Below are 22570 nucleotides of genomic sequence, written 5' to 3'. Positions count from 1 at the left end.
GCATAGCATTTGATATTTTACCCCATAAAAGCACGTTTAGATTGGATAGGGGTTTTTTGCGCTTTTTTAATGGGGCTTGGCCCCACAACTTATTAGGCTATACAGTAAAAAGGAGCGCGGCCATCGGCCGCACTCCCGTCATTTTAAATGATATTCATCTGAACGATACTGACTTTCAGACAATTAGTCGTACAGGTTCGGAGCGATATCCGGATCGTCGATGTTGTCTGCGTTGTACCAGTAACCTGCTGTCGGAACATCCTGAAGCTCCTGTCCGTTAGCAGCTGCTGTCAGAGCATAGATTGCGTAATATCCCATCATCAGAGGAGACTGGGTAACTGCGCCGTAGAGCTGTCCGCTCTGTACTGCTGCCTTGATGGTAGAACCAGCATCGAAGCCAACACCGATAACGTCGCCGTTGGATACGTCAGAACCAAGAACGGAAAGGTTAGCATCTGCTGCCAGAACACCTTCTGCTGCGGTCTGGTTGGAACCGAAGATTGCGATGGTATCCTCTTTGGAAAGGATGGTCTGTGCCTCTGTGGAGCAAAGCTCTACAGTTGTCTGTGCCGGAACTGCTACCTCGATTACAACATCTGTGTCACCGGTATCAGCGCCTTCAGCGTTGTTTACATAGAACTCGTTGCCTTCTACGGAAACGGTCTTGCCGTCTGCCTGGATGAGCTTGATCATCTCGTTGATGAATCCAAGACCACGCTGCTGAATGTTCAGAGCGGTAGCATCCTGGTTAACCTCACCGATACGAACCTGACCGTCAGCGTTCTTGATCTCGTCCTTGATCGCATCATACATGTTGTCTGCTGCTACAGAGCCAGCCTGTCCGTTATCTGTCGCTACGGTACATACGATGGATCCGTCCGGAGCATCCGCAACACCGGTATCAAATGCTACAACAGGAATTCCGTCTGATGCGCAGGTCTTCAGAGCGTCAAGTACGGAAGTTGTATCGCAGGCTGCAAGGCCGATTCCTACCGGCTTGGAAGAAATTGCGGAGTTCAGCATGTTAACCTGGTCAGCGATATCAGACTCGGAGTTCGGTCCCTGGCAGTCATAGGTAACACCAAGCTCGCCAGCTGCCTTCTTCATACCCTGCTGAGCGGCATCCCAGTAAGTGGACTGGAAGGACTTAACCAGCATCGGGAAGTTGTAAGCCTCGTTTGCCTTCAGGCCATCAAACTGCTTTGTAGCGTCATCTGTGCTCTCTGCCGCGGAGCTGCTGGATGCAGCAGTCTCAGAACCGCTGGTCGATGCTACGGCTTCTGTGGAAGAGCTGGAAGTGGATGCTGCAGCGCTGCTGGATGTGGATGCTGCTGAGCTGCTGGATGACTCAGATTTGCTTGCAGATGTGCTAGTGGATCCTGATCCGCATCCTGCAAGCAGAGTTGCTACCATTGCTGCACTCATTAAGGTTGCTACGACTCTACGTTTCATGTTTTTCCTCCTTTAAATACATTTATTAGTTTTTGTATTTATTTGCATTCCGAAATGTCCCTTCCGGAAATAACAAATCCAATATATCATTTTTTGAATAAACTGTAAACATTTTTTGAACAATCTGTGTCCAAAATCATCCACAAATTATTGTTTGAAATTTTGTCGCTTTCGTATAAATTCTTTGAAAATGTCCCATCTTTTTCTGGATCCGCGGCCGGATGCAATTCTCAGGCTTGTTGCCGTCAAATATGTCTGACAGCAAAGAACCTTCTGCACTCGCCCGCGGCTGAATGCAAGCTTCAGACTGCAGCTGCGCGGCGTTTCTTGATGATATCAATCAGTACGGCTACAATCAGAACCACACCGGTGATAATCTGCTGCCAGTTCGCCTGCAGACCGATGTAGGGAAGACCTGTCTTCAGGAGGCAGATAATCATAACACCAATGAAGGTTCCGATAATGGAACCGTAACCGCCGGTTGCGGATACACCGCCGACAAATACTCCGCCGATGGCATCCATCTCAAGTCCGGCTCCGGTACCAGGCTGTACGGTAGGCGTTACCGCCGCATAGGCGATCGCCGCAAGTCCTGTAAAGAAACCGCAGACAACATAAACCATTACGTGATAGAACTTTACATTAATTCCGGAAAGAGCAGTTGCCTCTCTGTTCGATCCGATGGCGATGGTATAACGGCCGAATCTGGTGTGATTCAGAACGAACTCCATGACAAACATCAGCACCAGCATCACGAAAAATCCGATGGGGAACTTAAACGCTCCTCTTCCGGAGCCGAAGGTCAGCTTGAAGATCGAATGAAACCATCCGCCGGGCTGCTGCAGCGTCGGCCACGGAGTAGCCGGGCACATAGATCCGATACCACGGGTAATCATGCAGGTGGAAAGAGTGGCAATGAACGGAGCCAGTCCCATGACACCGATCAGAACTCCGTTCAGAAGTCCGATCGCGCATCCGAAGAGGATGCAGATCAGCATGGCAGCCACAACCGGAATGTTATTGTTCCGGATCAGGGTTCCGCCGACCAGCGCGTAGCATACCATACCGGTACCAATGGACAGGTCTACACCTGCGGTAATCAGCGGGAAGGTTACGCCGAAGCCCATCAGCATGTCATAGTAAGAGAAGTCCAGCATACTAAGGATAGAAGAATACTTACGGAACTCCTTACTAAATATGAAATAGATTACCATCAGCAGAATCGCGATGAGTAACGCTATATATCTCTGATCATTCAATAAAGATTTCTTCTTCGTCATGTCTGTCTCCCCCTCAATTGATATTCCGAGTAGCCTTATCCATGATATTCTCCTGTGTGGCTTCCTCGATCCGGATTTCACCGGTCTTTCTGCCCTCACACATAACCACGATACGGTCACTCATTCTGAGAATCTCAGTCATTTCAGAAGAAATCATAATAATCGATTTTCCTTCTGATGCCAGCTTGTTCATTAATTTGTATATCTCGTTCTTCGCGCCTACATCGATACCTCTGGTAGGCTCATCAAAGATCAGGATATCACTGTTACGAATCAGCCACTTGGCAATGACAACCTTCTGCTGGTTGCCGCCGGACAGGTTCATAACTAGCTGATCCGCGCTCGGTGTCTTTGTCGCGAGTTCCTTGATCAGTCTCTCTGTCTCCTTCTTTTCTTTTGCCTTATTGATAAAAGGTCCGTTTGAAAAATCATCGAGACATGCCAGTGTAGAATTCTCAATGATCGATTTCTGTACAACAACTCCGAAACGGCGTCTGTCCTCGGAAAGGTATCCGATGCCGGCTTTTACCGCGTCCTGCGGGTTGTTGATCGTAACCTCATGCAGCTTTCCGTCCTTGCCCATGATGGAGATTGTTCCACTCTGCTTCGGATCTGCGCCGAAGATTGCTCTCGCCGTCTCCGTACGGCCAGCACCCATCAGACCGGAGAATCCTAGGATTTCTCCCTTGTGAAGCTCAAAGCTCACATCCTGAACCATATGGCCCGCGTTGAGATGATCCACCTTCAGAACAACCGGTGCGTCCGGCGGACACATGCTGTGCGTCTTCGGATCCTCATAGATTACACGTCCTACCATCATGTTGATGATGTCTTCCTTCGTGGAATCCTTGGTAATCAGCGTTCCTACATATCCGCCGTCCCGCATGACCGTTACACGGTCTGTGATGACCTTGATTTCATCCATACGATGAGAGATGTAAATAATACCCATGTTCTGCTCCCGCAGATCACGGATGATCTTGAACAGATCATCAATTTCCTTCTCTGTCAGCGCGGCAGACGGCTCATCGAAGATAATCAGCTTGCAGTCATGGGAAATTGCCTTGGCGATCTCGCACATCTGCTGCTTTCCGACTGTCAAATTCTTCATCTTCTCTCTCGGATTGATGTCGATCTTCAGCCGCTCAAACAGCTTTTTGGAATCCTCGATCATCTTTCTGTCATCGATACGGATTCCCTTCTTCGGCTCACGGCCGATGAAGATGTTCTGCGCTACCGTCAGATCTCCGACCATGTTCAGCTCCTGGTGCACGATGACTACGCCCGCGTCCTGAGCCTCTCTTGTGTTGTGGAACTCTACTTCTTTTCCAAAATATGTGATTGTTCCGGAATCCTTCTTGTAAATTCCGGTAAGAACCTTCATCAGTGTTGATTTTCCGGCACCGTTTTCTCCCATCAGCGCATGTACTTCACCGGCTCTGACCTCGAGGTTTACATGATCCAGTGCGTGAACGCCAGGAAAAGATTTATCGATACCCTTCATTGTTAAAATGACTTCGCCCATTCTCTTCTCCTTTCCTTAGTTCTTTCTGCGTCTGGCGGTTACATCGGCATATACTGCGACGATAACGATGATACCGGTTACAATCAGCTGTATATCTTTACCAAGTCCAAGTGCAAGGATTCCCTCCTGCAGCAGTGAAATGATAAATACACCGATTACCGTTCCGAGAATAGATGCAAGGCCGCCGACCATGGAAGTTCCTCCCATGACGCATCCTGCGATGGCCTCGTTGTTGTACTGATCGCCATATCCGGGCTGAACTGTGGTATATGCTGCCACGAAGAAAATTGCAGCGATTCCGGTGAGAAGTCCGCACATTACATATGCGCTCATCTCCCATTTCTTTGTGTTTACGCCGGACAATCTGACTGCTTCACGATTGGATCCCAGGCAGAGGATATAACGTCCCATCTTTGTATTGTAGAGAATGATGCCGCAGATGACAGCCGCGATGACGAAGATCACCAGTCCGACCGGGAAACCGTTGAAGGAAACGATGTTACGGAACCATCCATTCACCGGATCCGTGGAAAGCGGCCAGCTCTGTGACTGCGTCTTGGTGAATACGGCAGCAGCACCCTTCGCGATGTTCATCGATGCCATGGAAATGATAAACGGCGGGACCTTCTGGTATGCCACCATATATCCGTTGAAAATTCCAAATACCAGTCCGATAATGATTGCAATGATGATGTCCGCAACCAATGGCATTTTGTAGGAATTCAGGCAATAGCCTCCGACCAGCGCGCAGCAGAACATAACCGGTCCGATCGAGAAATCGATACCTCCTGTTGCGATTACAAAGGTAACGCCGAGTGACAAGAAGCCAAGAAAATAAACGTAGTTCATGGTATTCAGCAGGTGCTTTGTACCCGCGGCCGCAAATCCTTTGATTCCGACACAGAATGCCACGTACATGAGAATCAATACGCAAATCAGTATGATCCTGTTGAATCCGATTTTCTTGACGATTGGGTTTTGCTTGATCTTTTCCAATTTTCTCCCTCCCGATGCATAGTTTTTGCCTTTCAAAGCTCCGGACGATCTGCGGTTATCGGCACCCGTGGCATCCGGCGTTTTGTGAGATTTCACCAAAACCTGTCATGGTGAAACGTTTCGCTGTGTCCTATTATGGCTTAATTCACATTTCTTGTCAATAGTTTTTGCACAAATAAAACGTGTGAATTCACAGTTTGTCGTTCAATTGCACAAACTCTAAAACTCTGCACATTTATTCTCAGCACTCGCATCCCCCTATCGGGCGAATCGAATCCCCCTTCATCACCGTTGCCTTCAGCACAACGTTTCTAGGTGCAAGATCTTCCTTGCTGTTGATCCGTTCCAGCAGCAGCTCTACACTTCTGGACCCAAGTTCCTCCATCGGCTGCTTCATCACGTAAAGCTTCGGACTGATGATCCTCGGCAAAAGAAGATCATCAAAACCAAACAAAGAAATATCTTCCGGGCAGTGAAATCCGGACTCATTCACCGCCATCACAACTCCCAGGTTAATATCGTAATTTGCCATAAAAACCGCCGTCGGCCGCTCCGGCAATGCCAGAAGCTCTTTCATGCTCTGATATCCGTAATCCACCGTCTGGCTTCCAGTCTTGATGTATTCTTTTCGCACCTCAAGCCCATGCTGTTCCATCGCCTCCAAATATCCCTGCTTTCTCTGCGCTCCGGTGTATTCATGATCAGAACAGATAATTGCAATCTTTCTGTGTCCCGCACCAATCAGAGTATTCACTGCTTCCTCCGCGGCTTCTTTATTATTGATGGTAACACAGTCTTCCCTGTTTCCATTCAGAGCCCGGTCGATCAACACAATGGGGATGCCGGCATCCCGCGCCGGCTGCAGAAAATCCGCATCCCGCTCTGCCGGTATAATGATGATACCATCCACCTTCTTATTAAGAAGAAACTGCAGATTCGAGTGCTCCATCTCCGCGTCTCCGGCGGAATCGCAGATCAGCACACCATAGCCCTTTTTTCTAAGCTCCTTACCGATGGTGCTCAGAATCGTCCCGTTGAAGATACTGGCAATGTTGTACACGATGACACCGATTGTCTTTGTCCGGTTCGTGACCAGTCCCCTTGCGATTTCATTCGGCCGGTAATGCAGGCGCTTCACTGCTTCCTCGATCTTCTCCCTGTTTTTCGGGAGTACATTTCCTCCGTTGAGATATTTTGAAATTGTCGCAAGCGAAAGGCCGGTTTCCTCTCTGATATCCTTAATGGTTGCAGGCATATTTTTCCCCCTCTTACTCTCTCCGGCGAATTTTTTCGTCATATTTCTAGAGCAAAACGTTTCGTAATGAAATAATTATATCTTTATGCACAAATTATTTCAAGGGAATTCTTAAGCTCTATCACTTCTGGCTGTCCATTCCCCTATTTCGAAGCAGGATCATCTGCTGCGTTATTTCTTCTGTTCGATCATTCTTCTTCTCGATTATTCTCTTTTGGCCCAATGTCGTAAATTCAAGAATTTCTTCCTTACACACAGCACCTTTTCGTTTTACTCTCGCCGTTTACATGGGTCGTAAATACCAGAATTTCTTCCTTACACCCAGGACAGATCTGTCCATTCTGAACAAGGGAAGCTTAGCTGTCCTTGCTGATGTATGCGGACCATTCAGGCATGATGATGACTGGTCCTGGATAATTCCCTCCTGCACAGCTGAACGGAACTTCCGAAGAGAAATCAGAAACGAGATAAAACACGCTGCGCGAGTTTTATCTCGCTATCACGACGCTCGCCGCACACGAATACTTCGCATTCGGCTGCGGCTCACTGTTCGCGTAAATAATTTGGGCCCGGCAGCAAGCTGCCGGGCCCATTCAAGCCTCTCATTCTTTGAAGATCACTGTTCTCAATATCCCTTCACATCAAAATAGTATTCATGCTCTTCCACCGGAATATTTTCCCGCTTCACGTGTTCAATGTTAATCCAGGTTCCCTTGCTGATATTGTATACAAGCCGGTAGAGCTGCTCCTTCGTTCCCTGGGCTTCCATGACGACGGAACCGTCCCATTCGTTTTCCACCCAGCCGGTAACGCCCAGCTCCCTTGCCGCGTACTTTGCGCGATACCGGAACCCAACTCCCTGCACATCGCCGGTAAAGGTCATTCTCTGCCTGATAATTTTGGCTCCGTTGATATCCATAATGAAATCACGCTTTCCAGATCTTGCATCTGTCCCAAATCAAGTCAAGCCTTCTGTACCTTGCATCTGTCCCAGATCAAATCAGGCATTCTCTGCCTTGCATCTGTCCCAGATCAAGTCAGGCCTTCTGTGCCTTGCCTCTGCCTGTCTTTGCCTTTGCCTTGGAATCCTTGTCCTTGGAACTCTTCGTCTCTCTGGATTCCTTTGCCTCCTTGCCGCCCTTATCCTTAGCTTTTTTTAATTTCTTCTTTCCGACTGCTTCAACCGCCGGAAGCCGGTACTTGTCCTGATAGGAGTCAAACTCATCGACAAACTCTGATTCGCCGCCGTATTTCACCTCGTTCAGGTATCCGTGCGTCTCAAAGCTGGAATTCTTTGTCTGGATGATGCAAACGCCGACATTGGAACAATGATCAGACACTCTCTCGCAGTTCGTAATGTAATCGGTCAGGATAATCCCCAGTTCCACCCTGCACTCACCGGTTTTCAGGCGATCGATATGACGATTCTTGATCTCCTTGGTCAGGTCGTCAATCACCTCCTCCAGAGGCTCAATCAGCTTTGCCTGCTGCTGATCATCTTTTTCAAAGGACTCAAGGGTAAGGGTCATGATCTCATTCAGAGCTTCCGTCAAAACTGCAAGTTCCGACTTTGCGTGCGCGGAAAACTGAAGCTTCTGATCATGCATCTGTCTCGCAAGCTTCGTCATATTGATCGCGTGGTCACCGATACGCTCGAAATCATTGATGCAGTGAAGCATCTCGGAGATCTGATCGCTGTCCGACTCTGTCATATCCTTGGCGGAGAGGCGCACAAGGTATGTGTCGAGCTCATCCTCCAGATAGTCGAGCTCCTCCTCTTTCTTGACAATCCTTTCGATTTCCTCCTTGTCGAAGTGCTCGAACATACTCAATGCGCTGGAGAACGCCTCACGCGCGATCTTCGCCATCTCGATTGTTTTCTCCCGGCACTGACCGACCGCGAGCCCCGGGGACAGGAGCAGACGCTCATCAAGCAGTGTGTACTTCTCCATCTCGGCCTTATCGTTTTCATCGACCTTGACCATTCGTTCAACCAGGCGCACAAGCTTCTGTGAGAAAGGCAGCAGAATGACGATGGTTCCGATGTTGAAGATCGTATGGAAGACCGCGATCTGGAAGGAATTGATCACATGATTAAAAATCGGGAGTCTCAGAATATAACGGAGAATAATATAAAGCACCAGCCATATAATGGTGCCGAGAATCTTGATCAGGATATGCAGTGCAGGAACCCGCTTCGCCTTTCTGCTGACGCCAATGCTTGACAGAATCGCCGTCACACAGGTGCCGATGTTTGCGCCCATGACAATCGGTATAGCCATGCCAAAGCTGATTTTTCCCGTCAGGGAAAGTGCCTGAAGTACACCGATGGATGCCGCGGAAGCCTGAATAACCCCGGTAAATGCCGTTCCGACAAGAACGCCGATGATCGGATTGTCAAACGCAATCAGAATGTTCTGGAACTGGGGCATCTCTGCCAGCGGAGAAACCGAATCCGACATCAATGTCATGCCGTACATCAGGACAGAGAAGCCGCAGAGAATCGTTCCGATGTCTTTTTTCTTCTGTTCCTTGCAGCCCATAATCATGATGACACCGATGATCGCCACAATAGGAGCAAAATTCTGCGGTTTCAGCATGGACACAAAGATGTTGTCCGAGGAAATGCCGTTCAGGGAGAGAATCCAGGCCGTAAGTGTGGTTCCGATATCTGATCCCATGATCACATTTACTGTGGAAGCGAATTCCATAATACCAGAATTGACAAGACCGACAAGCATGACAGTAAGAGCCGAAGACGACTGAATCGCGATAGTGATGATCGCGCCCAGCGCAAGGCTCTCAAAAGGGTTCGCCGTTAGCTTTTTCAGGATACCCTCCAGACGGCCGCCCGCCATTTTCTCCAGGTAATTCGACATGACATTCATGCCGAAAAGGAAGAAAGCCAGCCCACCAACAAGTGCGAACAGATTATATATTGACATCAATTTTCCTCCTGCACCGGAAGCCCCATTGCCCCGGTACAACTTGCTTTTCCGATAGTCCTGCAAGCTTCACGGCGGCCATCTATCCATTTTTCTGCACCGCGCAGCTGATATGACAATTTGAAAGGTCTTCCATGCCATATCCAATGCTTCTCCGACTATCTTTGTGTTTACACTACCTTTACGATTGTAGCATAACATTATCCCTCACTTAAACCAAATTTTATAATTTCGGAGATATTTTTTTCCACATAATTCACAAAGAACAGGGTGAGCATCCTCACCCTGTTCCTCATGTGGATTATATTATCAAGATGCAACTCATCCTGTCCCCGGCGCACTCAGTCGCCCTGCTCTGTCGACAGAAGGATACGGTCATTGTTGAAGCTTCGACCGGTTCCCTGCGCGAATTTCTCCAGCAGATCCTCTACCGTCATGCCGTCCCGCTCTTTTCCCTTTACATCAAACACAATTCTGCCGTCGCTCATCATCAGCGTCCGGTTCCCGAGCTCCAGCGCCTGATTCATGTTGTGTGTGACCATCAGACAGGTGATTTTCCGCTCAGCGACAATCTTTCTCGTAAGATCCAGAACCTTCGAAGCGGTAGCCGGATCCAGCGCCGCCGTATGCTCATCCAGAAGAAGGATCTTCGGCGTTACCATCGTCGCCATCAGAAGCGTCAGCGCCTGTCTCTGACCACCGGACAGCAGTCCGACCGGATTCTTCATGCGATCCTCCATCCCCATATCGAGAAGGGAAAGCTGCTCCCGGAAGAATTCCTTCTCCTTCTTGCTGATTCTGCTGAAAATCGCATGCTGTTTCTTCGAGGCTCTCAGATAGGCAATGGCAAGGTTCTCCTCGATCGTCATATGCGGAGCCGTTCCCATCAGAGGATCCTGAAAAAGTCTTCCTATATAAACGCTTCTCTTGTACTCCGGAACATAGGTGATATTCTTCCCGTCAAGAATGATGCTTCCGCAATCCGGGTAAAAGCTTCCCGCGATCGCATTGAACATCGTTGATTTTCCCGCGCCGTTGGAGCCTACGATCGTGGCAAAATCACCATCCTCGAGCACAAGGTTTACACCGGTCAGTGCCTTCTTCTCATTGACCGTTCCGACATTGAAGGTTTTTCTGACATTCTTAAGCTTCAGCATGATCTGTCACCTCCCTCTTCCTCTTCCGCTTCTTCCATACTCATCTTCATGGAGGCACGCTTCTGCGCGTGCAGCGCAATCAGCTTCCGGATCTGCGGAGCAGTGAGCGCCACCGCGACAATCAAAGCCGACACCAGCTTGAATGCTTCTGTCGGGATTTTCAGCCGCAGCGCGACAGACATAACAAATCGATACAGAACCGAACCGATGATCACACCGATAATCCGCATCAGCATGCCGCGATTTTTGAAAAACATTTCCCCGATGATCAGCGAGGCAAGCGCGACCGTGACCATTCCCGTTCCAAGGTTGATATCGCTGTTCCCGTTATACTGTCCGATCAGACATCCCGCCATTCCGGTCAGTGAGTTTGCGACGCACAGACCTACGATCGTCGTGAATGCCGGATTAATCGAAGAAGCGCGCACCATTGCTGGACTGTCTCCGGTTGCGCGGATCGAAAGGCCAAGCCTTGTTCCGAGAAACCAGTGGATCGCAAGCACGATCACGGCAAGAATGATCAGCAGAAGAACAAACGGACTCCAGCTTTTCCACACCTTAGAGGAGTTCAACGATTTGAACATATCAAAAACCGTCGCAGAGCCGAACAGCGACAGGTTGGAAGAAAATCCCATGACCGCCAGATTGATGGTGTAAAGACCCGTATTCACAATAATGCCGGCCAGAATGCTCTGAACGCCGAACTTTGTCTGCAGTATCGCAGTGATGAATCCCGAGCAGACCCCCGCAGCCATTGCGGCAAAAATAGCCAGAATCGGGTGTCCCGCAATTGTTACCACCGCTCCGACCGCACACCCCAGTGTATAGCATCCATCCGTTGAAAGATCACAGATATCCAGAATACTGAAGCTGATAAACAATGAAAGCGCAACCAGCGCATAGATCAGTCCGAGCTCCAGAGCTGTCTGGACAATTCCTATCGTTAGAAAACCTGACACGTTCAAACCCTCCCGAAATTTATTCTCTGACACTTAAAAAGCTGACGCAATTGCATACGCCAGCTCCATTCTATCACGCAATATATGGTTTCGTGAAGCCTCACAAGACTAAAGTCACGAGTGTGCGGCAGCTAATCATCAATTCTCAAACTCTTTTGCGGTTGTTGTCTCCTCGACACTGGTGCAATAGGGCTTGAACGCCGCCTTAACCTTATCCAGATCATAGCCAAGTGTCTCGCACACATCCGTATTGATGGTCGCGATACCATTGTCAAAGGTCTGTACCGGAGTTTTTGCAGGGTCAGCTCCATTTACAAGAATATCTGCGACCATGTCTGCCGTAGCAGTTCCCAAATTTGCATAATCTACGCCATATCCGACGAACGCTCCGTTCAGGGCAAAGGAATCTGCTCCGCAGTAATGCGGGATTCCGGCCTCCGCAAGCTTCTGATATATTGCCAGCTCAGCGGTCATCACCGTGTTATCGGTCGGTGTGAAGATTGCATCGACTCCTTCCGCGATCAGCGCATTTGCCGCGTCGGTGATTCCCGTCGTATCCGTTCCGGTTTTCTCAATATACTTGATTCCTTTTTTGTCCAGGAATGCCTTTGCATCCGCGATCGGCTGCTTGGAGGCATCTTCGCTGTTGGAATACAGAAGACCCACATAGGAGAGATCCGGGTTCTGTGCCAGCATAAGATTCAACACCGCCTCGGTATTCAGCGCATCAGAGGTACCGGTGATATTCGACCCGGGCGCATCCATACTTTCGACAAGGTTTGCTCCAACCGGATCCGAGCACGCTGCAAAAACGACCGGGATCGGGTCATCCTTCGTCGCCGTCTGCATGATCTGTGCCGTCGGCGTGGCAATCGGGACAATGACATCTACCTGATCCGCAATCAGCTCGGATGCGATCTGTTGAAGCACGGTTCCATCCGCCTGCCCATTATAGGTGTAGTCCGCATAATCAAACGTCACGCCAAGCTCCTTGCCCTTTGCATCCAGCTCTGACTCAATGTTGGACTCAATCTGATTCAGGGATGCGTCATCCACATACTGTACAATGCCTACCTTGTAGGTTTTTCCAGACGCAGCTCCTGCAGAACTTCCCGTAACCGATGTTCCGGTCACGGACGCCGCAGCCGACTCAGAAGATGACCCGGCCGCTGACGCGGAGGAAGCAGAGGAACCTGCTGCCGATGTTCCCGATGCTGTGCTGTTGCTGCCGCATGCTGCAAGTGAGAATGTCATGATGCCGGCTGCCGCGACTGCTGCGATTTTTCTGAATGCTGGATTTTTCATAGTTTTGTTCTCCTCTCTTACTTGTTCATTCCTTCTGCTGAAAACATATGTGCCTTTCATGCCGGAATTGTTTGAACGGAGGGGGATGGTATCCTGTTGCCTTCGAAATCGCATTCAGTCTCTTCCGCGCGCTTCGCGGAAGGCGGCCTGACTGCGTTTTCGAAGAGCTCTTTTTACTTTTATTGTATAAGCTACGGCTTGCTCAGTGCTTCGCACTCTCGCAAGCCTTATACAATAAAAATAGCTCCTGCCCCGTATTTGGGACAAGAGCTGTAATTTCTCCTGCGATACCACCCAGATTAGTATACCGGAACTGCCGGACGGGATTCCGTTCCCGAGGGCTTCTTCTTCCGAATACTCTCTCATTCCACACACCTGCATGTGCTCCCGATTGATAACGGATGGGTTCCCGTCGGTTCCTACCTGACATATTCCTGTCGCTCAGACCGCCCTCAGAAGTCCATTCACTCTGCATCTACGGCTGCAATCCCACCACCTGCAGCTCTCTTGTGCGCTTCCTGCAAAGCTACTACTCTTCCTCAATGGTTTGAGTCGATTATAAGCAGAGCAGGATTTTTTGTCAAGAAATTTTTCACAAACTCACTCAGACCTATAAGCCATAAATGATAAAGTCCTGAAATTTTTCACAAACTCACTTAGACCAACTCACTTAGACAATCGCCCAATAATGAATGCCGAAAATGAAGAACTTCATCAGTTCAAGCGCATCTTCTTTCCGAAATACTTTGCAACAAGATCCTCGATGCTTTCCACATTTATTTGAACCATGGCAGCTTCAAATGTGTAGATCATTTCTGTTCCCGGGAACATATGATGTTTTTCATAATTTCGGATCTTCTTTAACGCATTTATTGCATATTCTGAATCTCCCATCATACCAAAATGTTCCCAATAATACTCCTTCCGCTCCCTGACATTCAAAACCGTAAAATCCGGCACTGCCCATATCCGACCAGAATCTGTCAAAGGGCACTCGTAGCGATACGGAATATTTTTTTCGAAAAGTGTGTTTGCAATAATCAATTCCGACTTGGATCTGACTTCTTCTCCCTGTTTTGTTTTATATATTCTGTTCTCGCTCTTATATTGCGAATTAGAAGGAGATTTGCTGATCCATTCTTCTTCATATTTTTCGTCGCTCATTATAGCTGGAGAGACCCATTTTTGTTTGACTGATCCCATGGAATCATATGCTTTCCGGAAAGAATCCATTGGGCAGAAGCGTTTTCCACCCAAAAGGTATTTATACTCTTCGATTGCCGCTTTCAGAAGTTTCTGATCATATTCTCTTTGAATCATCATTTGTATGAATGTCTTGTTCTCGGGCGTCTTTCTAATATACGTTCCGGTTTTTTCACCAGAATCCTTTCGCCAATAATACTGTTCCCTTGTATGATTTCTTCCATCTGATGACGCTCTAATCTTACCCGACGGAAGGTTTGCCGGATATTTTGCCAGATCCCTTTCCTTTTGATCTATTATCCTTTTTATCGCGTCCGCACGCTTTCTAATCCAATCATATAATTCTTCACTTGCATACAAATTTTGTTCCATTTTTTCTCCTTCCACTCTTATACGCGCTTTTGTGACGACGTCGTTAATGTGAGATTTTAATTTGCTCCACTCGATACCCTTTCAGGCTACCTGTGTTGAGCGACGATTTTGGGGGATTTGTGATTTCCGTCGCCCGGCCGTCTTGATACGGGCGACGATTTTTGGGGATTCTTGATTTTCGTCGCCCGGCCGTCTTGATACGGGCGACGATTTTGGGGGATTTGTGATTTGCGTCGCCTGGCTGTATTGAGACTGGCGACGATTTTGAGAGATTCTTGATTTGCGTCGTCCGGCCCGTCTGTGGAGGGCGACGATTTCGGGAAATTTGTGATTTCCGTCGCCTGGCTGTCTTGAAATAGGCGACGATTTTGGGAAATTTGTGATTTGCGTCGCCCGGCTGTCTTGAGACGGGCGACGATTTTGGGAAATTTGTGATTTCCGTCGCACGGCCATCTTGAAATAGGCGACGATTTTGGGGGATTTGTGATTTGCGTCGCCTGGCTGTCTTGAAATGAGCGACGATTTTGGGGGATTTGTGATTTGCGTCGCCTGGCTGTCTCGAAATGGGCGACGATTTTGGGGGATTTGCGATTTGCGTCGCCCGGCTGTCTTGAAATGAGCGACGATTTTGGGGGATTTGTGATTTCCGTCGCCCTGCCGTCTTGATACGGACGACGATTTTAGGGGATTTGCGATTTGCGTCGCCCGGCTGTATTGAAATAGGCGACGATTTTGGGGGGTTTGTGATTTCCGTCGCCCGGCTGTATTGAAATAGGCGACGATTTTGGGAAATTTGTGATTTGCGTCGCCCGGCTATCTTGAGACGGGCGATGATCATGGGAAATTTTTGATTTGCGCCGCAAGTCACCCCTTGAACATCCTGAAACAAGTGGAACCTGTTACAATAAGTTTAACAAGATCAAGCAGATAACTCAATACAAGGTTTTTACAGAACAAATACAAGGTTTTTACAAAAACAAATGCTACAAATTTTGACCTTTCCAGAGGAGGATGGTAGAACCGCTTTCTTTTCTAATATCAATTAAAATTAAATACCGAACACGACTATCTTAAAAATAATATACCGAACACGATTTACGAAGTGCCATCTTTTAAAACAATTGATCTGTTTATTTCCTGAATGTTCTCTCCAACTGTTCCCGTATCTGACCGATCACCTTCAGGTATTCCTCATCTGATCTTCCGGTCGGATCCTCAAGTCCCCAGTCATCATCAAAATTTCTCCCGATGAACGGACATTTCACCCCGCATCCCATGGATATGGCGATGTCCGGAGCCGGGATGTCCCGGATCGTCTTCGAATACTGAGAATGCATGTCAATTCCAAATTTTTCTTTCATGATACGGACTGCATTCTGATCGATCTGTTCCTTCGGAGCGGAACCCGCTGAGCAGAATTCGTACCCTTGATATCCGGCATACTTTGCCAGTGCTTCGGCCATCTGACTGCGGCAGGCATTATGCGTACAAATGAATGCTACGATTTTATCTGCTGTTTTATCTGTTGTTTTATCTGACATCTGAAAACCATCCCTTTGTCTTATTTGCAATTTTTACGAGTGTCAGCATGACCGGCACCTCTGTCAGTACGCCTACAGTCGTCGCAAGTGCCGCAGGGCTTGTGGTTCCAAATAGCGCAATCGCAACCGCGACAGCCAGTTCAAAGAAGTTGGATGCGCCGATCATGCCGGCAGGTGCTGCGATTTCAAACGGCAGCCGCATTAGTCTGCCCGCTCCGTAAGCAAGGAAGAAAATCACAAACGTCTGGATGATGAGCGGAACCGCAATCAGCAGGATGTGCAGCGGGTTACCAAGAATGACCTCTGCCTGTGAGCTGAAGATGATCACCAGGGTCAGAAGGAGTCCGATCGTCGTGGCGTTGTCAAACTTGTGGACAAATTCATTCTCCAGATAGTCTTTTCCCTTCTTTTTTGTTACCGCAACGCGGGTGATGACGCCTCCGGCCAGCGGAATGACCACGAAGAGAAAAATACTCACAAACAGCGTACTGTACGGCACGGTTACGTTGGAAACACCCAGCAGGAACTTCACGATCGGCACAAAGGCGATCAGAATGATCAGGTCATTTGTCGCTACCTGCACCACGGTATAGGCAGGATTGCCGTTCACCAGTGTGCTCCAGACAAAAACCATTGCCGTGCAGGGAGCAGCACCAAGCAGCACCGCGCCGGCCAGGTACTGTGTCGCCAAATCCGGTGCGATGAAATTTTTAAACACCACAAAGAGAAAAAGCGACGCAAAGCCATACATCGTAAACGGCTTGATCACCCAGTTGACGATCCACGTCAGAAAAAGTCCCTTGGGATTTTTCCCGACTTCCTTCACACTCTGGAAATCCACCTTGATCATCATCGGATAAATCATGATCCAGATGAGAATCGCAATCGGTATGGAAATGCCGGCGATCTCCATTCGTCCCAGCACCTCCGGAACGGCCGGGATGAAGTGGCCAATCACAATACCGGCCGCCATGCAGAGCAGAACCCAAACCGTCAGATATTTCTGAAAAAAGCTGATACCAGCCCGCTGTTTTGCTTCCATTGATGTCTATCCTTTCTGTTATGTCATTCGTGACCTTGCTTATTATTTATATCATGCGTGAGCTTACTTATCCTTTATATCATGCGTAACCTTACTTATCTGTTATGTCATGCGAGTCCTAGCTTATTTAACAGTTTCTGTATATCAGATGCTTTCAAAACCTTTCCCATGGAAACCACCTGCTCTCCCACCACCAGAGCGGGCATACGCATCACACCATACCCTGCGATTTCCTTCATATCCGTGATGTATTCGATCTTTGCCGGAACGCTCATTGCAGATACTGCGTCTTTTGTATTTTGCAGAAGCGTCTGGCAATTTTTACACCCGGAACCCAGGATTTTGATTGTCAAAACATCCCCTGTCTTCAGTCCTGCTTTGCCCACTATCCTTAACTTTTCTTCCTGGACTGTATCAGCAGCTGTTTTACCGCAGGAGCACTTTGCCTTCACTGCTTCCTCCTTGTTTTCTTTCTTTTTTCCAAATAATCCCATTTTCATTTCTCCTTCCGCTACTAATTATTGCCGCATCCGCAGCCACAATTCTTTTTATCCGTTTCTTCCGTCACACTGCCGCAGCACCCGCCTGCTGTCCCATTTGTCTTCCCGCCTCTTGCCGGAGGCACCCATCCGGTATCATCACCCACATATGTAATCGCTCCAACAGAGCACCGGATGCCACAGCCATGACAGTGATCTACACAGTTCTCTGGATGAATCACTCTCGGAGTCGGTGCGGCTGCCAGATCATAAACGCCATGTGCACACATCCCGCTGCAGGTGCCACACTCTGCACAAAGCAAATAGTCAATAACCGGATACCAGGTCCTTGCCATAACAATTCCTCCTTCAAATCCCTCAGATAATGAAAGGTTGTATAAAGTTAAAGAAATAACCCACTATCATAATACCAACGGTACAGATTGCAATAAACGTTGCCAGAAGCTTCGGCTTCACAGCTTTCCGCAGCATAATCAGTGACGGGAGCGAAAGCGTTGTCACCGCCATCATAAACGAGAGCACAACACCGAGAAGAGCACCTTTTGACAGCAGCGCCTCTGCAATTGGAATCGTTCCGAAGATATCTGCATACATAGGAATTCCGATGACCGTGGCCAATATCACGCCCAGCGGATTTCCATCTCCAAGAACTTTCTCCACCACGCCCTCCGGAATCCAGTTATGAATTACCGCGCCGATCCCGACGCCAATCAGGATATAAGGAAATACTTTCTTAAACGTTGAAACAACCTGATCTCTCGCATAGATAAGCCGGTCCTTAAAGATCAGCTCCGGAGATTCAATGTTTACCACGCTGTTGCTTTGATAAATAAACTCTTCAACGTATCTCTCCATATGCAGGTGCTCAATCCATGTGCCGCCTGCGACAGCGATAATGAGTCCCAAAACGACATAGATCACAGCCACCTTTGTTCCGAAAATACTCATCAGAAGCAGCAGGCTTCCCAGATCCACCATCGGCGACGAAATCAGAAAAGAAAAGGTCACGCCAAGCGGAAGCCCTGCGCTGGTAAAACCAATAAAAAGCGGAATAGATGAGCACGAGCAGAACGGCGTTACCGTGCCAAGCAGTGCGCCGATACAGTTAGCCCAGATTCCATGGAATCTGCCCAGGATCTTACGGCTTCTCTCCGGTGGAAAATAGCTCTGGATATAGCTGATCAGGAAAATCAGAACACAAAGCAGGATCGTGATCTTTAATACGTCATAGATAAAAAATAAAATACTGCCGCCGATACGTGTATTCGTATCAAGGCCGAATCCTTTCAGCACGGATCCAATCAGAGAATTCAGCCATTTCATGCCCAGAATCTGATTTTGAAGGAAGCTCCATATCATTGACAGTCACACTTTCCATCTGAACACCTGTTTTTTTTCTCACAATCCAGTTCACCGATAAAGCGTTGGAAATCTCGCAGGGTTTCGCTGTTCAAAGAGTAGTGGCTCCATTTTCCCTCTTTACGGACATTGACCAGCCCGCAGTCACAGAGAATCTTCATGTGATGGGAGAGCGTCGGCTGTGTAATATCAAACGCCTGAAGAATCACGCAGGCACACTTTTCACATCCGGAAATCATATTCACAATTCGAAGTCTGTTCGGATCTCCCAGCGCCTTACAAATGGAGGAAACCTGATCTTCTGTCATGCCAACATATAACCTTCTTTCTTAAGTATTGATGACTATCTATGCGTCAGTCTATCACACACATAGATATGTGTCAATATATCCCTGTAAAAAAACGAGATAAAACACGCTGCGCGAGTTTTATCTCGCTATCGCGACGCTCGCCGCACACGAATACTTCGCATTCGGCTGCGGCTCACTGTTCGCGTAAATAAAAAGGAGCACTATCTGACTTACGTTCTGTTTCTGTAAATCAGATAGTGCTCATTCTGTATAAAGCAATTCGGCTGTCAGAGATTGCCGTCTAAACAATTCGGCCGACAGAGATTGCTTTCTAAAATAATTCAGCTGTCAGAGACTGCTGTATAAATGTTTCCAAACGCTGCTCATTTTGGTCTGCACGGCGCATGAAGTAAGCTTTTTCCTGCCCGTCCCGTCATTCACTCTCAATCATACAATCTTCTCAGATAGATGACGATTCCGATCATATCCGCAACCGTAACGACGATTGAAACAATTCCCATGATCGGGGTCTCGATGAGTGCCATGAACACTTCCACTGCAGAGAGGATGATCAGAAATACCCCTACTGCCCTCTGATATCTGAGCCGGTTCTCCGGACTCAGTTTCCGCTTATCCCGGTACTTTCCACTGAACGCATCCAGAATTCCCTGTCCTTTTCCCGCAAAAAACACAATTGCAAGCAGGAAAAGTATTCCCGCAAGGAACCAGTCAAAGGTACTGTTAAACATAATCATCCTCCATATCCCGGCCGCCGGATCAGCTTCCGCCGTGCCGCTGCATAATATCCTCCGGCCGTCGTATGCTCAGCTTCTACATCTGCCATCCGGCCACTATATTCCATCTATTTCTCATCCAGCCTCTATATTCTGTCTTTTTCTCATCCGGCCTCTATATTTCGTCTCTCTCCGTCTCCGGCCCGCGCATCATCAGAACGGCATCTTCCACCGGAGATGTGTAATAATTCCTGCGAACCCCAGTTCTCCGGAATCCGGCATTTTCATACAGCCGGATTGCTGGCGCATTGCTCTCCCGCACCTCCAGAAAAATCTTCCGGATGCCCCGCGCTCCCGCCGTCTGTATAAGTCCTGATACCAGACAGGTTCCAATATGGCGGTTCCGATATCTCCGGTCCACCGATACATTTGTGATGTCCCCCTCATCAGGGAGCCCGTATTCTCCGATGTATCCGACGATCCTTCCATCCACCACCGCCACAAGAAAATCCGCATCTTCCCTGTCCAGAAAGCCCTGATAATCTTCTGCGGTCCATGGTCTGGAGAAGTTTTCCTGCTCAATCCTCTCTACCTCCGGAAGATCCGCTGAAACCATTCTCCGGATCTCAGGAGTCACAGGAACACTTTGCGCTGATGCATCATCCTTCCCTCTGTTCCCGCGCCTTCCCATCAGGAGTAATCCCTCGGCTTCAGCTTTTCTGAATTCTTCTCGATTTCCTGTACCGGAACACCCTTCGCGGTCTGTTCTCTCTCTGCCTGTGAGGCGCGGAGATATTCCGGCCGGTGTTCATCTGCCGTAACCGTCATTCCCCGGGAAAAATATTTTTCGCCGAGAGCTCCGACCGCGCCTGCCCTCTGTCTGTTCAGGTGTGCAGGCGCCACGGTGAACGGAACCTTCAGCAACTCGCGGATTCGGTCCAGATAGGGTTGAACCCCGTCCCCAAGCAGAATGACCGGCTCTCCGAGGCAGTTCAGTTCCTCCATAAGGTCCTCCACCGCTTCGGCGCACTGCGCCTTCACCGCAGTGAGCTCGTGATTCACAAACCGGTAGATTCCAGTATATACCTGGGCTCTCCGGGCATCCATCATCGGGACGATCAGCCCTTGTGCGTCATAGAGATTATACGCTAATGCGTCGACCGTAGGTACCTCAACCAACGGCTTATCAAGTGCCAGACCGAGACCCTTGGCCGTAGCTGAGCCGATTCTGAGTCCGGTAAAGGAGCCCGGCCCCTTGGAAATGGCAATCGCGTCAATGCTGTTCAGCTCCAGATCGATCATCTGTGCAATGGCATCCAGCATAGGAAGCAGCGTCTGCGAATGTGTCTTCTTGTAATTCACCGTATACTCGGCCAGCAGCGTATCGTCCTCCAGGAGGGCGACGGACGCCACAAGACCTGAGCTGTCAATTGCCAGTATTTTCAATCGTAATCCTCCGATAATCAAATCCCTTGTCAGGATCTTTTTCAATCGTCACATGAACCGCACCTTCCGGTATTATATCCCGGACCATATCCGCCCACTCAATCAGACAGACACCGCCGCCGTAAAAATAGTCGTCATATCCGACTTCCTCCATTTCTTCCGGCTCTTCAATCCTGTACACATCAAAATGATAAAACGGTATTCTGCCGCTCAGGTATTCCTGCACGATCGTAAACGTCGGACTGCTCACCGGCTCGGTCACCCCGAGGCCCTCTGCCAGTCCCTTTGCAAATACGGTTTTCCCTGTGCCGAGATCCCCATCCAGTGTATAAATCGTTCCCGGAACCGCCTTCTCCCCGAGTTTCCGGGCAAATGAACGGGTTTCCTCCGGGCTTCTTGTCTCAATAACCATTCCGACTCAAGTCCCTCCGGTTTTCCTGTCATGTGTCGCACAAGCGTCTTTTATTTTATCACATTTTACCTTATAATAACATACGTTCCAATCCTGAAAACAGGATGCTCACATCCGCTGCTCTTACAGCCTGTTCATAATACACGGTTCGGCCTTACCGGTGACGGCCTGGTCCTCACATCCGTTTTTTATTTACAGCATATTCAAGGGCAGTCCGTGGACAGTAACCGCATCCTGACCAGGACACATTTTATAAATACATAAGGAGAAAAATTATGGCCAATCCTATCGTTACCATCACCATGGAAAACGGCGATGTCATGAAGGCAGAGCTCTATCCGGAAACCGCGCCGAACACCGTCAACAACTTTATCAGCCTTGTCCGCAAGGGATTCTATGACGGGCTCGGATTTCACCGCATCATCTCCGGCTTCATGATCCAGGGCGGTGATCCTGCCGGCAACGGAACCGGTGGCCCCGGCTATTCCATCCGCGGCGAATTTTCCGGCAACGGTTTCCGGAATGATCTTTCGCACGAGCCGGGCGTGCTCTCCATGGCTCGCGCTTCAGATCCGGATTCTGCAGGCAGCCAGTTCTTTATCATGCACAAATCCGCAGATTACCTGGACGGACAGTATGCCGCCTTCGGTAAAATCATTGAGGGCATGGACGTTGTGAACAAGATCGCCGAAGTTCCTACAGACTGGAGCGACCGCCCCACAGAGCCTCAGGTTATCAAATCTATGACCGTTGATACCCTCGGTGTAGATTATCCCGAGCCAGAAACACTGTAAAAA

Annotated in this window: 23 protein-coding genes and 1 other annotated feature; of the genes, 1 reads left to right on the top strand and 22 read right to left on the bottom strand. The window is 48.7% G+C overall.

The genetic code is table 11. The features are described from left to right. Positions 1 to 183: 183 nt before the first annotated feature. From ACTQ3A_RS11670 to tsaE, 22 genes are all read right to left on the bottom strand, one after another. Entirely contained in the window at positions 184 to 1452 is a 1269-nt protein-coding gene (locus ACTQ3A_RS11670; protein WP_441100820.1) for a substrate-binding domain-containing protein, read from the bottom strand. 302 nt (positions 1453 to 1754) lie between these two features. Next, the gene (locus ACTQ3A_RS11665; RefSeq protein ID WP_441100821.1) at positions 1755 to 2732 is read right to left on the bottom strand and encodes an ABC transporter permease; all 978 of its coding nucleotides are present in this window, start codon (positions 2730 to 2732) and stop codon (positions 1755 to 1757) included. A 13-nt stretch (positions 2733 to 2745) separates the two neighbouring features. Beyond that, positions 2746 to 4257 carry a sugar ABC transporter ATP-binding protein gene (locus ACTQ3A_RS11660; protein WP_441100822.1) on the bottom strand — a complete coding sequence of 504 codons (1512 nt, stop codon included), beginning with the start codon at positions 4255 to 4257 and terminating at the stop codon, positions 2746 to 2748. A 15-nt stretch (positions 4258 to 4272) separates the two neighbouring features. Then, positions 4273 to 5253, bottom strand: coding sequence for an ABC transporter permease (locus tag ACTQ3A_RS11655; RefSeq protein WP_441100823.1), 981 nt, complete (start codon positions 5251 to 5253; stop codon positions 4273 to 4275). A 241-nt stretch (positions 5254 to 5494) separates the two neighbouring features. Beyond that, positions 5495 to 6508 carry a LacI family DNA-binding transcriptional regulator gene (locus ACTQ3A_RS11650; RefSeq protein ID WP_441494933.1) on the bottom strand — a complete coding sequence of 338 codons (1014 nt, stop codon included), beginning with the start codon at positions 6506 to 6508 and terminating at the stop codon, positions 5495 to 5497. 625 nt (positions 6509 to 7133) lie between these two features. Then, positions 7134 to 7421 carry an acylphosphatase gene (locus tag ACTQ3A_RS11645; protein WP_441100834.1) on the bottom strand — a complete coding sequence of 96 codons (288 nt, stop codon included), beginning with the start codon at positions 7419 to 7421 and terminating at the stop codon, positions 7134 to 7136. A 124-nt stretch (positions 7422 to 7545) separates the two neighbouring features. Next, positions 7546 to 9453: a Na/Pi cotransporter family protein gene (locus ACTQ3A_RS11640; protein ID WP_441494932.1), complete on the bottom strand. Its 1908-nt coding sequence runs from the start codon at positions 9451 to 9453 to the stop codon at positions 7546 to 7548. Between the two features lie 341 nt (positions 9454 to 9794). After that, complete coding sequence (locus tag ACTQ3A_RS11635) at positions 9795 to 10610, bottom strand: ABC transporter ATP-binding protein (protein WP_441100829.1); 816 nt, start codon at positions 10608 to 10610, stop codon at positions 9795 to 9797. Further along, entirely contained in the window at positions 10604 to 11569 is a 966-nt protein-coding gene (locus ACTQ3A_RS11630) for an ABC transporter permease (RefSeq protein WP_441494931.1), read from the bottom strand. Before ACTQ3A_RS11630 ends, ACTQ3A_RS11635 begins: the two co-directional genes overlap by 7 nt. A gap of 138 nt (positions 11570 to 11707) precedes the next feature. Further along, positions 11708 to 12874 carry an ABC transporter substrate-binding protein gene (locus ACTQ3A_RS11625; RefSeq protein ID WP_441494930.1) on the bottom strand — a complete coding sequence of 389 codons (1167 nt, stop codon included), beginning with the start codon at positions 12872 to 12874 and terminating at the stop codon, positions 11708 to 11710. Between the two features lie 256 nt (positions 12875 to 13130). Next, positions 13131 to 13426 (bottom strand) — a binding site (T-box leader). Between the two features lie 162 nt (positions 13427 to 13588). Continuing rightward, entirely contained in the window at positions 13589 to 14449 is an 861-nt protein-coding gene (locus ACTQ3A_RS11620; RefSeq protein ID WP_441494929.1) for a hypothetical protein, read from the bottom strand. A gap of 43 nt (positions 14450 to 14492) precedes the next feature. Continuing rightward, complete coding sequence (locus ACTQ3A_RS11615; RefSeq protein WP_441494928.1) at positions 14493 to 15338, bottom strand: hypothetical protein; 846 nt, start codon at positions 15336 to 15338, stop codon at positions 14493 to 14495. 241 nt (positions 15339 to 15579) lie between these two features. Then, complete coding sequence (locus tag ACTQ3A_RS11610) at positions 15580 to 15990, bottom strand: arsenate reductase/protein-tyrosine-phosphatase family protein (protein ID WP_441494927.1); 411 nt, start codon at positions 15988 to 15990, stop codon at positions 15580 to 15582. Next, positions 15980 to 17032: an ACR3 family arsenite efflux transporter gene (gene arsB, locus ACTQ3A_RS11605; protein ID WP_441494926.1), complete on the bottom strand. Its 1053-nt coding sequence runs from the start codon at positions 17030 to 17032 to the stop codon at positions 15980 to 15982. The genes ACTQ3A_RS11610 and arsB overlap by 11 nt, the downstream gene beginning before the upstream one ends. A gap of 107 nt (positions 17033 to 17139) precedes the next feature. Further along, on the bottom strand, positions 17140 to 17526 hold the full coding sequence (locus ACTQ3A_RS11600; protein ID WP_441494925.1) for a thioredoxin family protein: 387 nt from the start codon (positions 17524 to 17526) through the stop codon (positions 17140 to 17142). Positions 17527 to 17546: 20 nt separating this feature from the next. After that, the gene (locus ACTQ3A_RS11595; protein WP_441101218.1) at positions 17547 to 17867 is read right to left on the bottom strand and encodes a 4Fe-4S dicluster domain-containing protein; all 321 of its coding nucleotides are present in this window, start codon (positions 17865 to 17867) and stop codon (positions 17547 to 17549) included. Positions 17868 to 17889: 22 nt separating this feature from the next. Next, a complete protein-coding gene (locus tag ACTQ3A_RS11590; RefSeq protein WP_441494924.1) occupies positions 17890 to 18891 on the bottom strand; it encodes a permease in 1002 nt (333 codons plus the stop codon). After that, on the bottom strand, positions 18888 to 19199 hold the full coding sequence (locus ACTQ3A_RS11585; RefSeq protein ID WP_441494923.1) for an ArsR/SmtB family transcription factor: 312 nt from the start codon (positions 19197 to 19199) through the stop codon (positions 18888 to 18890). Before ACTQ3A_RS11585 ends, ACTQ3A_RS11590 begins: the two co-directional genes overlap by 4 nt. Positions 19200 to 19624: 425 nt before the next feature. Continuing rightward, positions 19625 to 19930 carry a DUF3784 domain-containing protein gene (locus tag ACTQ3A_RS11580; RefSeq protein ID WP_441494922.1) on the bottom strand — a complete coding sequence of 102 codons (306 nt, stop codon included), beginning with the start codon at positions 19928 to 19930 and terminating at the stop codon, positions 19625 to 19627. Between the two features lie 160 nt (positions 19931 to 20090). After that, positions 20091 to 20606 (bottom strand): ribosomal protein S18-alanine N-acetyltransferase, encoded by a 516-nt coding sequence (gene rimI, locus ACTQ3A_RS11575; RefSeq protein WP_441494921.1) that lies wholly within the window; start codon positions 20604 to 20606, stop codon positions 20091 to 20093. Continuing rightward, entirely contained in the window at positions 20606 to 21361 is a 756-nt protein-coding gene (gene tsaB / locus ACTQ3A_RS11570; RefSeq protein WP_441494920.1) for a tRNA (adenosine(37)-N6)-threonylcarbamoyltransferase complex dimerization subunit type 1 TsaB, read from the bottom strand. Before tsaB ends, rimI begins: the two co-directional genes overlap by 1 nt. After that, on the bottom strand, positions 21342 to 21773 hold the full coding sequence (gene tsaE / locus ACTQ3A_RS11565) for a tRNA (adenosine(37)-N6)-threonylcarbamoyltransferase complex ATPase subunit type 1 TsaE (RefSeq protein ID WP_441101224.1): 432 nt from the start codon (positions 21771 to 21773) through the stop codon (positions 21342 to 21344). Before tsaE ends, tsaB begins: the two co-directional genes overlap by 20 nt. A gap of 275 nt (positions 21774 to 22048) precedes the next feature. Between tsaE and ACTQ3A_RS11560 the strand changes: the two genes are divergently transcribed. Further along, positions 22049 to 22567, top strand: a complete 519-nt coding sequence (locus ACTQ3A_RS11560) for a peptidylprolyl isomerase (protein ID WP_441101225.1) — start codon at positions 22049 to 22051, stop codon at positions 22565 to 22567. Positions 22568 to 22570: the final 3 nt, after the last annotated feature.

It is taken from the genome of Bilifractor sp. LCP21S3_F8 (assembly GCF_052117805.1).
In the GTDB taxonomy this organism is placed as follows: domain Bacteria; phylum Bacillota; class Clostridia; order Lachnospirales; family Lachnospiraceae; genus Bilifractor.
Note: the sequence above shows the minus strand (reverse complement) of the source record. Positions and strands in the feature narration are given on the sequence as shown.

What these genes read in the sequence shown, in the direction of transcription:
- tsaE (WP_441101224.1), bottom strand. Translation starts at nt 21,773, where the DNA reads ATGGTTATTGAGACAAGAAGCCCGGAGGAAACCCGTTCATTTGCCCGG.
- ACTQ3A_RS11560 (WP_441101225.1), top strand. Translation starts at nt 22,049, where the DNA reads ATGGCCAATCCTATCGTTACCATCACCATGGAAAACGGCGATGTCATG.
- ACTQ3A_RS11660 (WP_441100822.1), bottom strand. Translation starts at nt 4,257, where the DNA reads ATGGGCGAAGTCATTTTAACAATGAAGGGTATCGATAAATCTTTTCCT.
- arsB (WP_441494926.1), bottom strand. Translation starts at nt 17,032, where the DNA reads ATGGAAGCAAAACAGCGGGCTGGTATCAGCTTTTTTCAGAAATATCTG.
- ACTQ3A_RS11600 (WP_441494925.1), bottom strand. Translation starts at nt 17,526, where the DNA reads ATGGGATTATTTGGAAAAAAGAAAGAAAACAAGGAGGAAGCAGTGAAG.
- ACTQ3A_RS11625 (WP_441494930.1), bottom strand. Translation starts at nt 12,874, where the DNA reads ATGAAAAATCCAGCATTCAGAAAAATCGCAGCAGTCGCGGCAGCCGGC.
- ACTQ3A_RS11635 (WP_441100829.1), bottom strand. Translation starts at nt 10,610, where the DNA reads ATGCTGAAGCTTAAGAATGTCAGAAAAACCTTCAATGTCGGAACGGTC.
- ACTQ3A_RS11610 (WP_441494927.1), bottom strand. Translation starts at nt 15,990, where the DNA reads ATGTCAGATAAAACAACAGATAAAACAGCAGATAAAATCGTAGCATTC.
- ACTQ3A_RS11620 (WP_441494929.1), bottom strand. Translation starts at nt 14,449, where the DNA reads ATGGAACAAAATTTGTATGCAAGTGAAGAATTATATGATTGGATTAGA.
- ACTQ3A_RS11640 (WP_441494932.1), bottom strand. Translation starts at nt 9,453, where the DNA reads ATGTCAATATATAATCTGTTCGCACTTGTTGGTGGGCTGGCTTTCTTC.
- rimI (WP_441494921.1), bottom strand. Translation starts at nt 20,606, where the DNA reads ATGGGAAGGCGCGGGAACAGAGGGAAGGATGATGCATCAGCGCAAAGT.
- ACTQ3A_RS11650 (WP_441494933.1), bottom strand. Translation starts at nt 6,508, where the DNA reads ATGCCTGCAACCATTAAGGATATCAGAGAGGAAACCGGCCTTTCGCTT.
- ACTQ3A_RS11665 (WP_441100821.1), bottom strand. Translation starts at nt 2,732, where the DNA reads ATGACGAAGAAGAAATCTTTATTGAATGATCAGAGATATATAGCGTTA.
- ACTQ3A_RS11585 (WP_441494923.1), bottom strand. Translation starts at nt 19,199, where the DNA reads ATGACAGAAGATCAGGTTTCCTCCATTTGTAAGGCGCTGGGAGATCCG.
- ACTQ3A_RS11670 (WP_441100820.1), bottom strand. Translation starts at nt 1,452, where the DNA reads ATGAAACGTAGAGTCGTAGCAACCTTAATGAGTGCAGCAATGGTAGCA.
- ACTQ3A_RS11595 (WP_441101218.1), bottom strand. Translation starts at nt 17,867, where the DNA reads ATGGCAAGGACCTGGTATCCGGTTATTGACTATTTGCTTTGTGCAGAG.
- ACTQ3A_RS11580 (WP_441494922.1), bottom strand. Translation starts at nt 19,930, where the DNA reads ATGTTTAACAGTACCTTTGACTGGTTCCTTGCGGGAATACTTTTCCTG.
- ACTQ3A_RS11590 (WP_441494924.1), bottom strand. Translation starts at nt 18,891, where the DNA reads ATGATATGGAGCTTCCTTCAAAATCAGATTCTGGGCATGAAATGGCTG.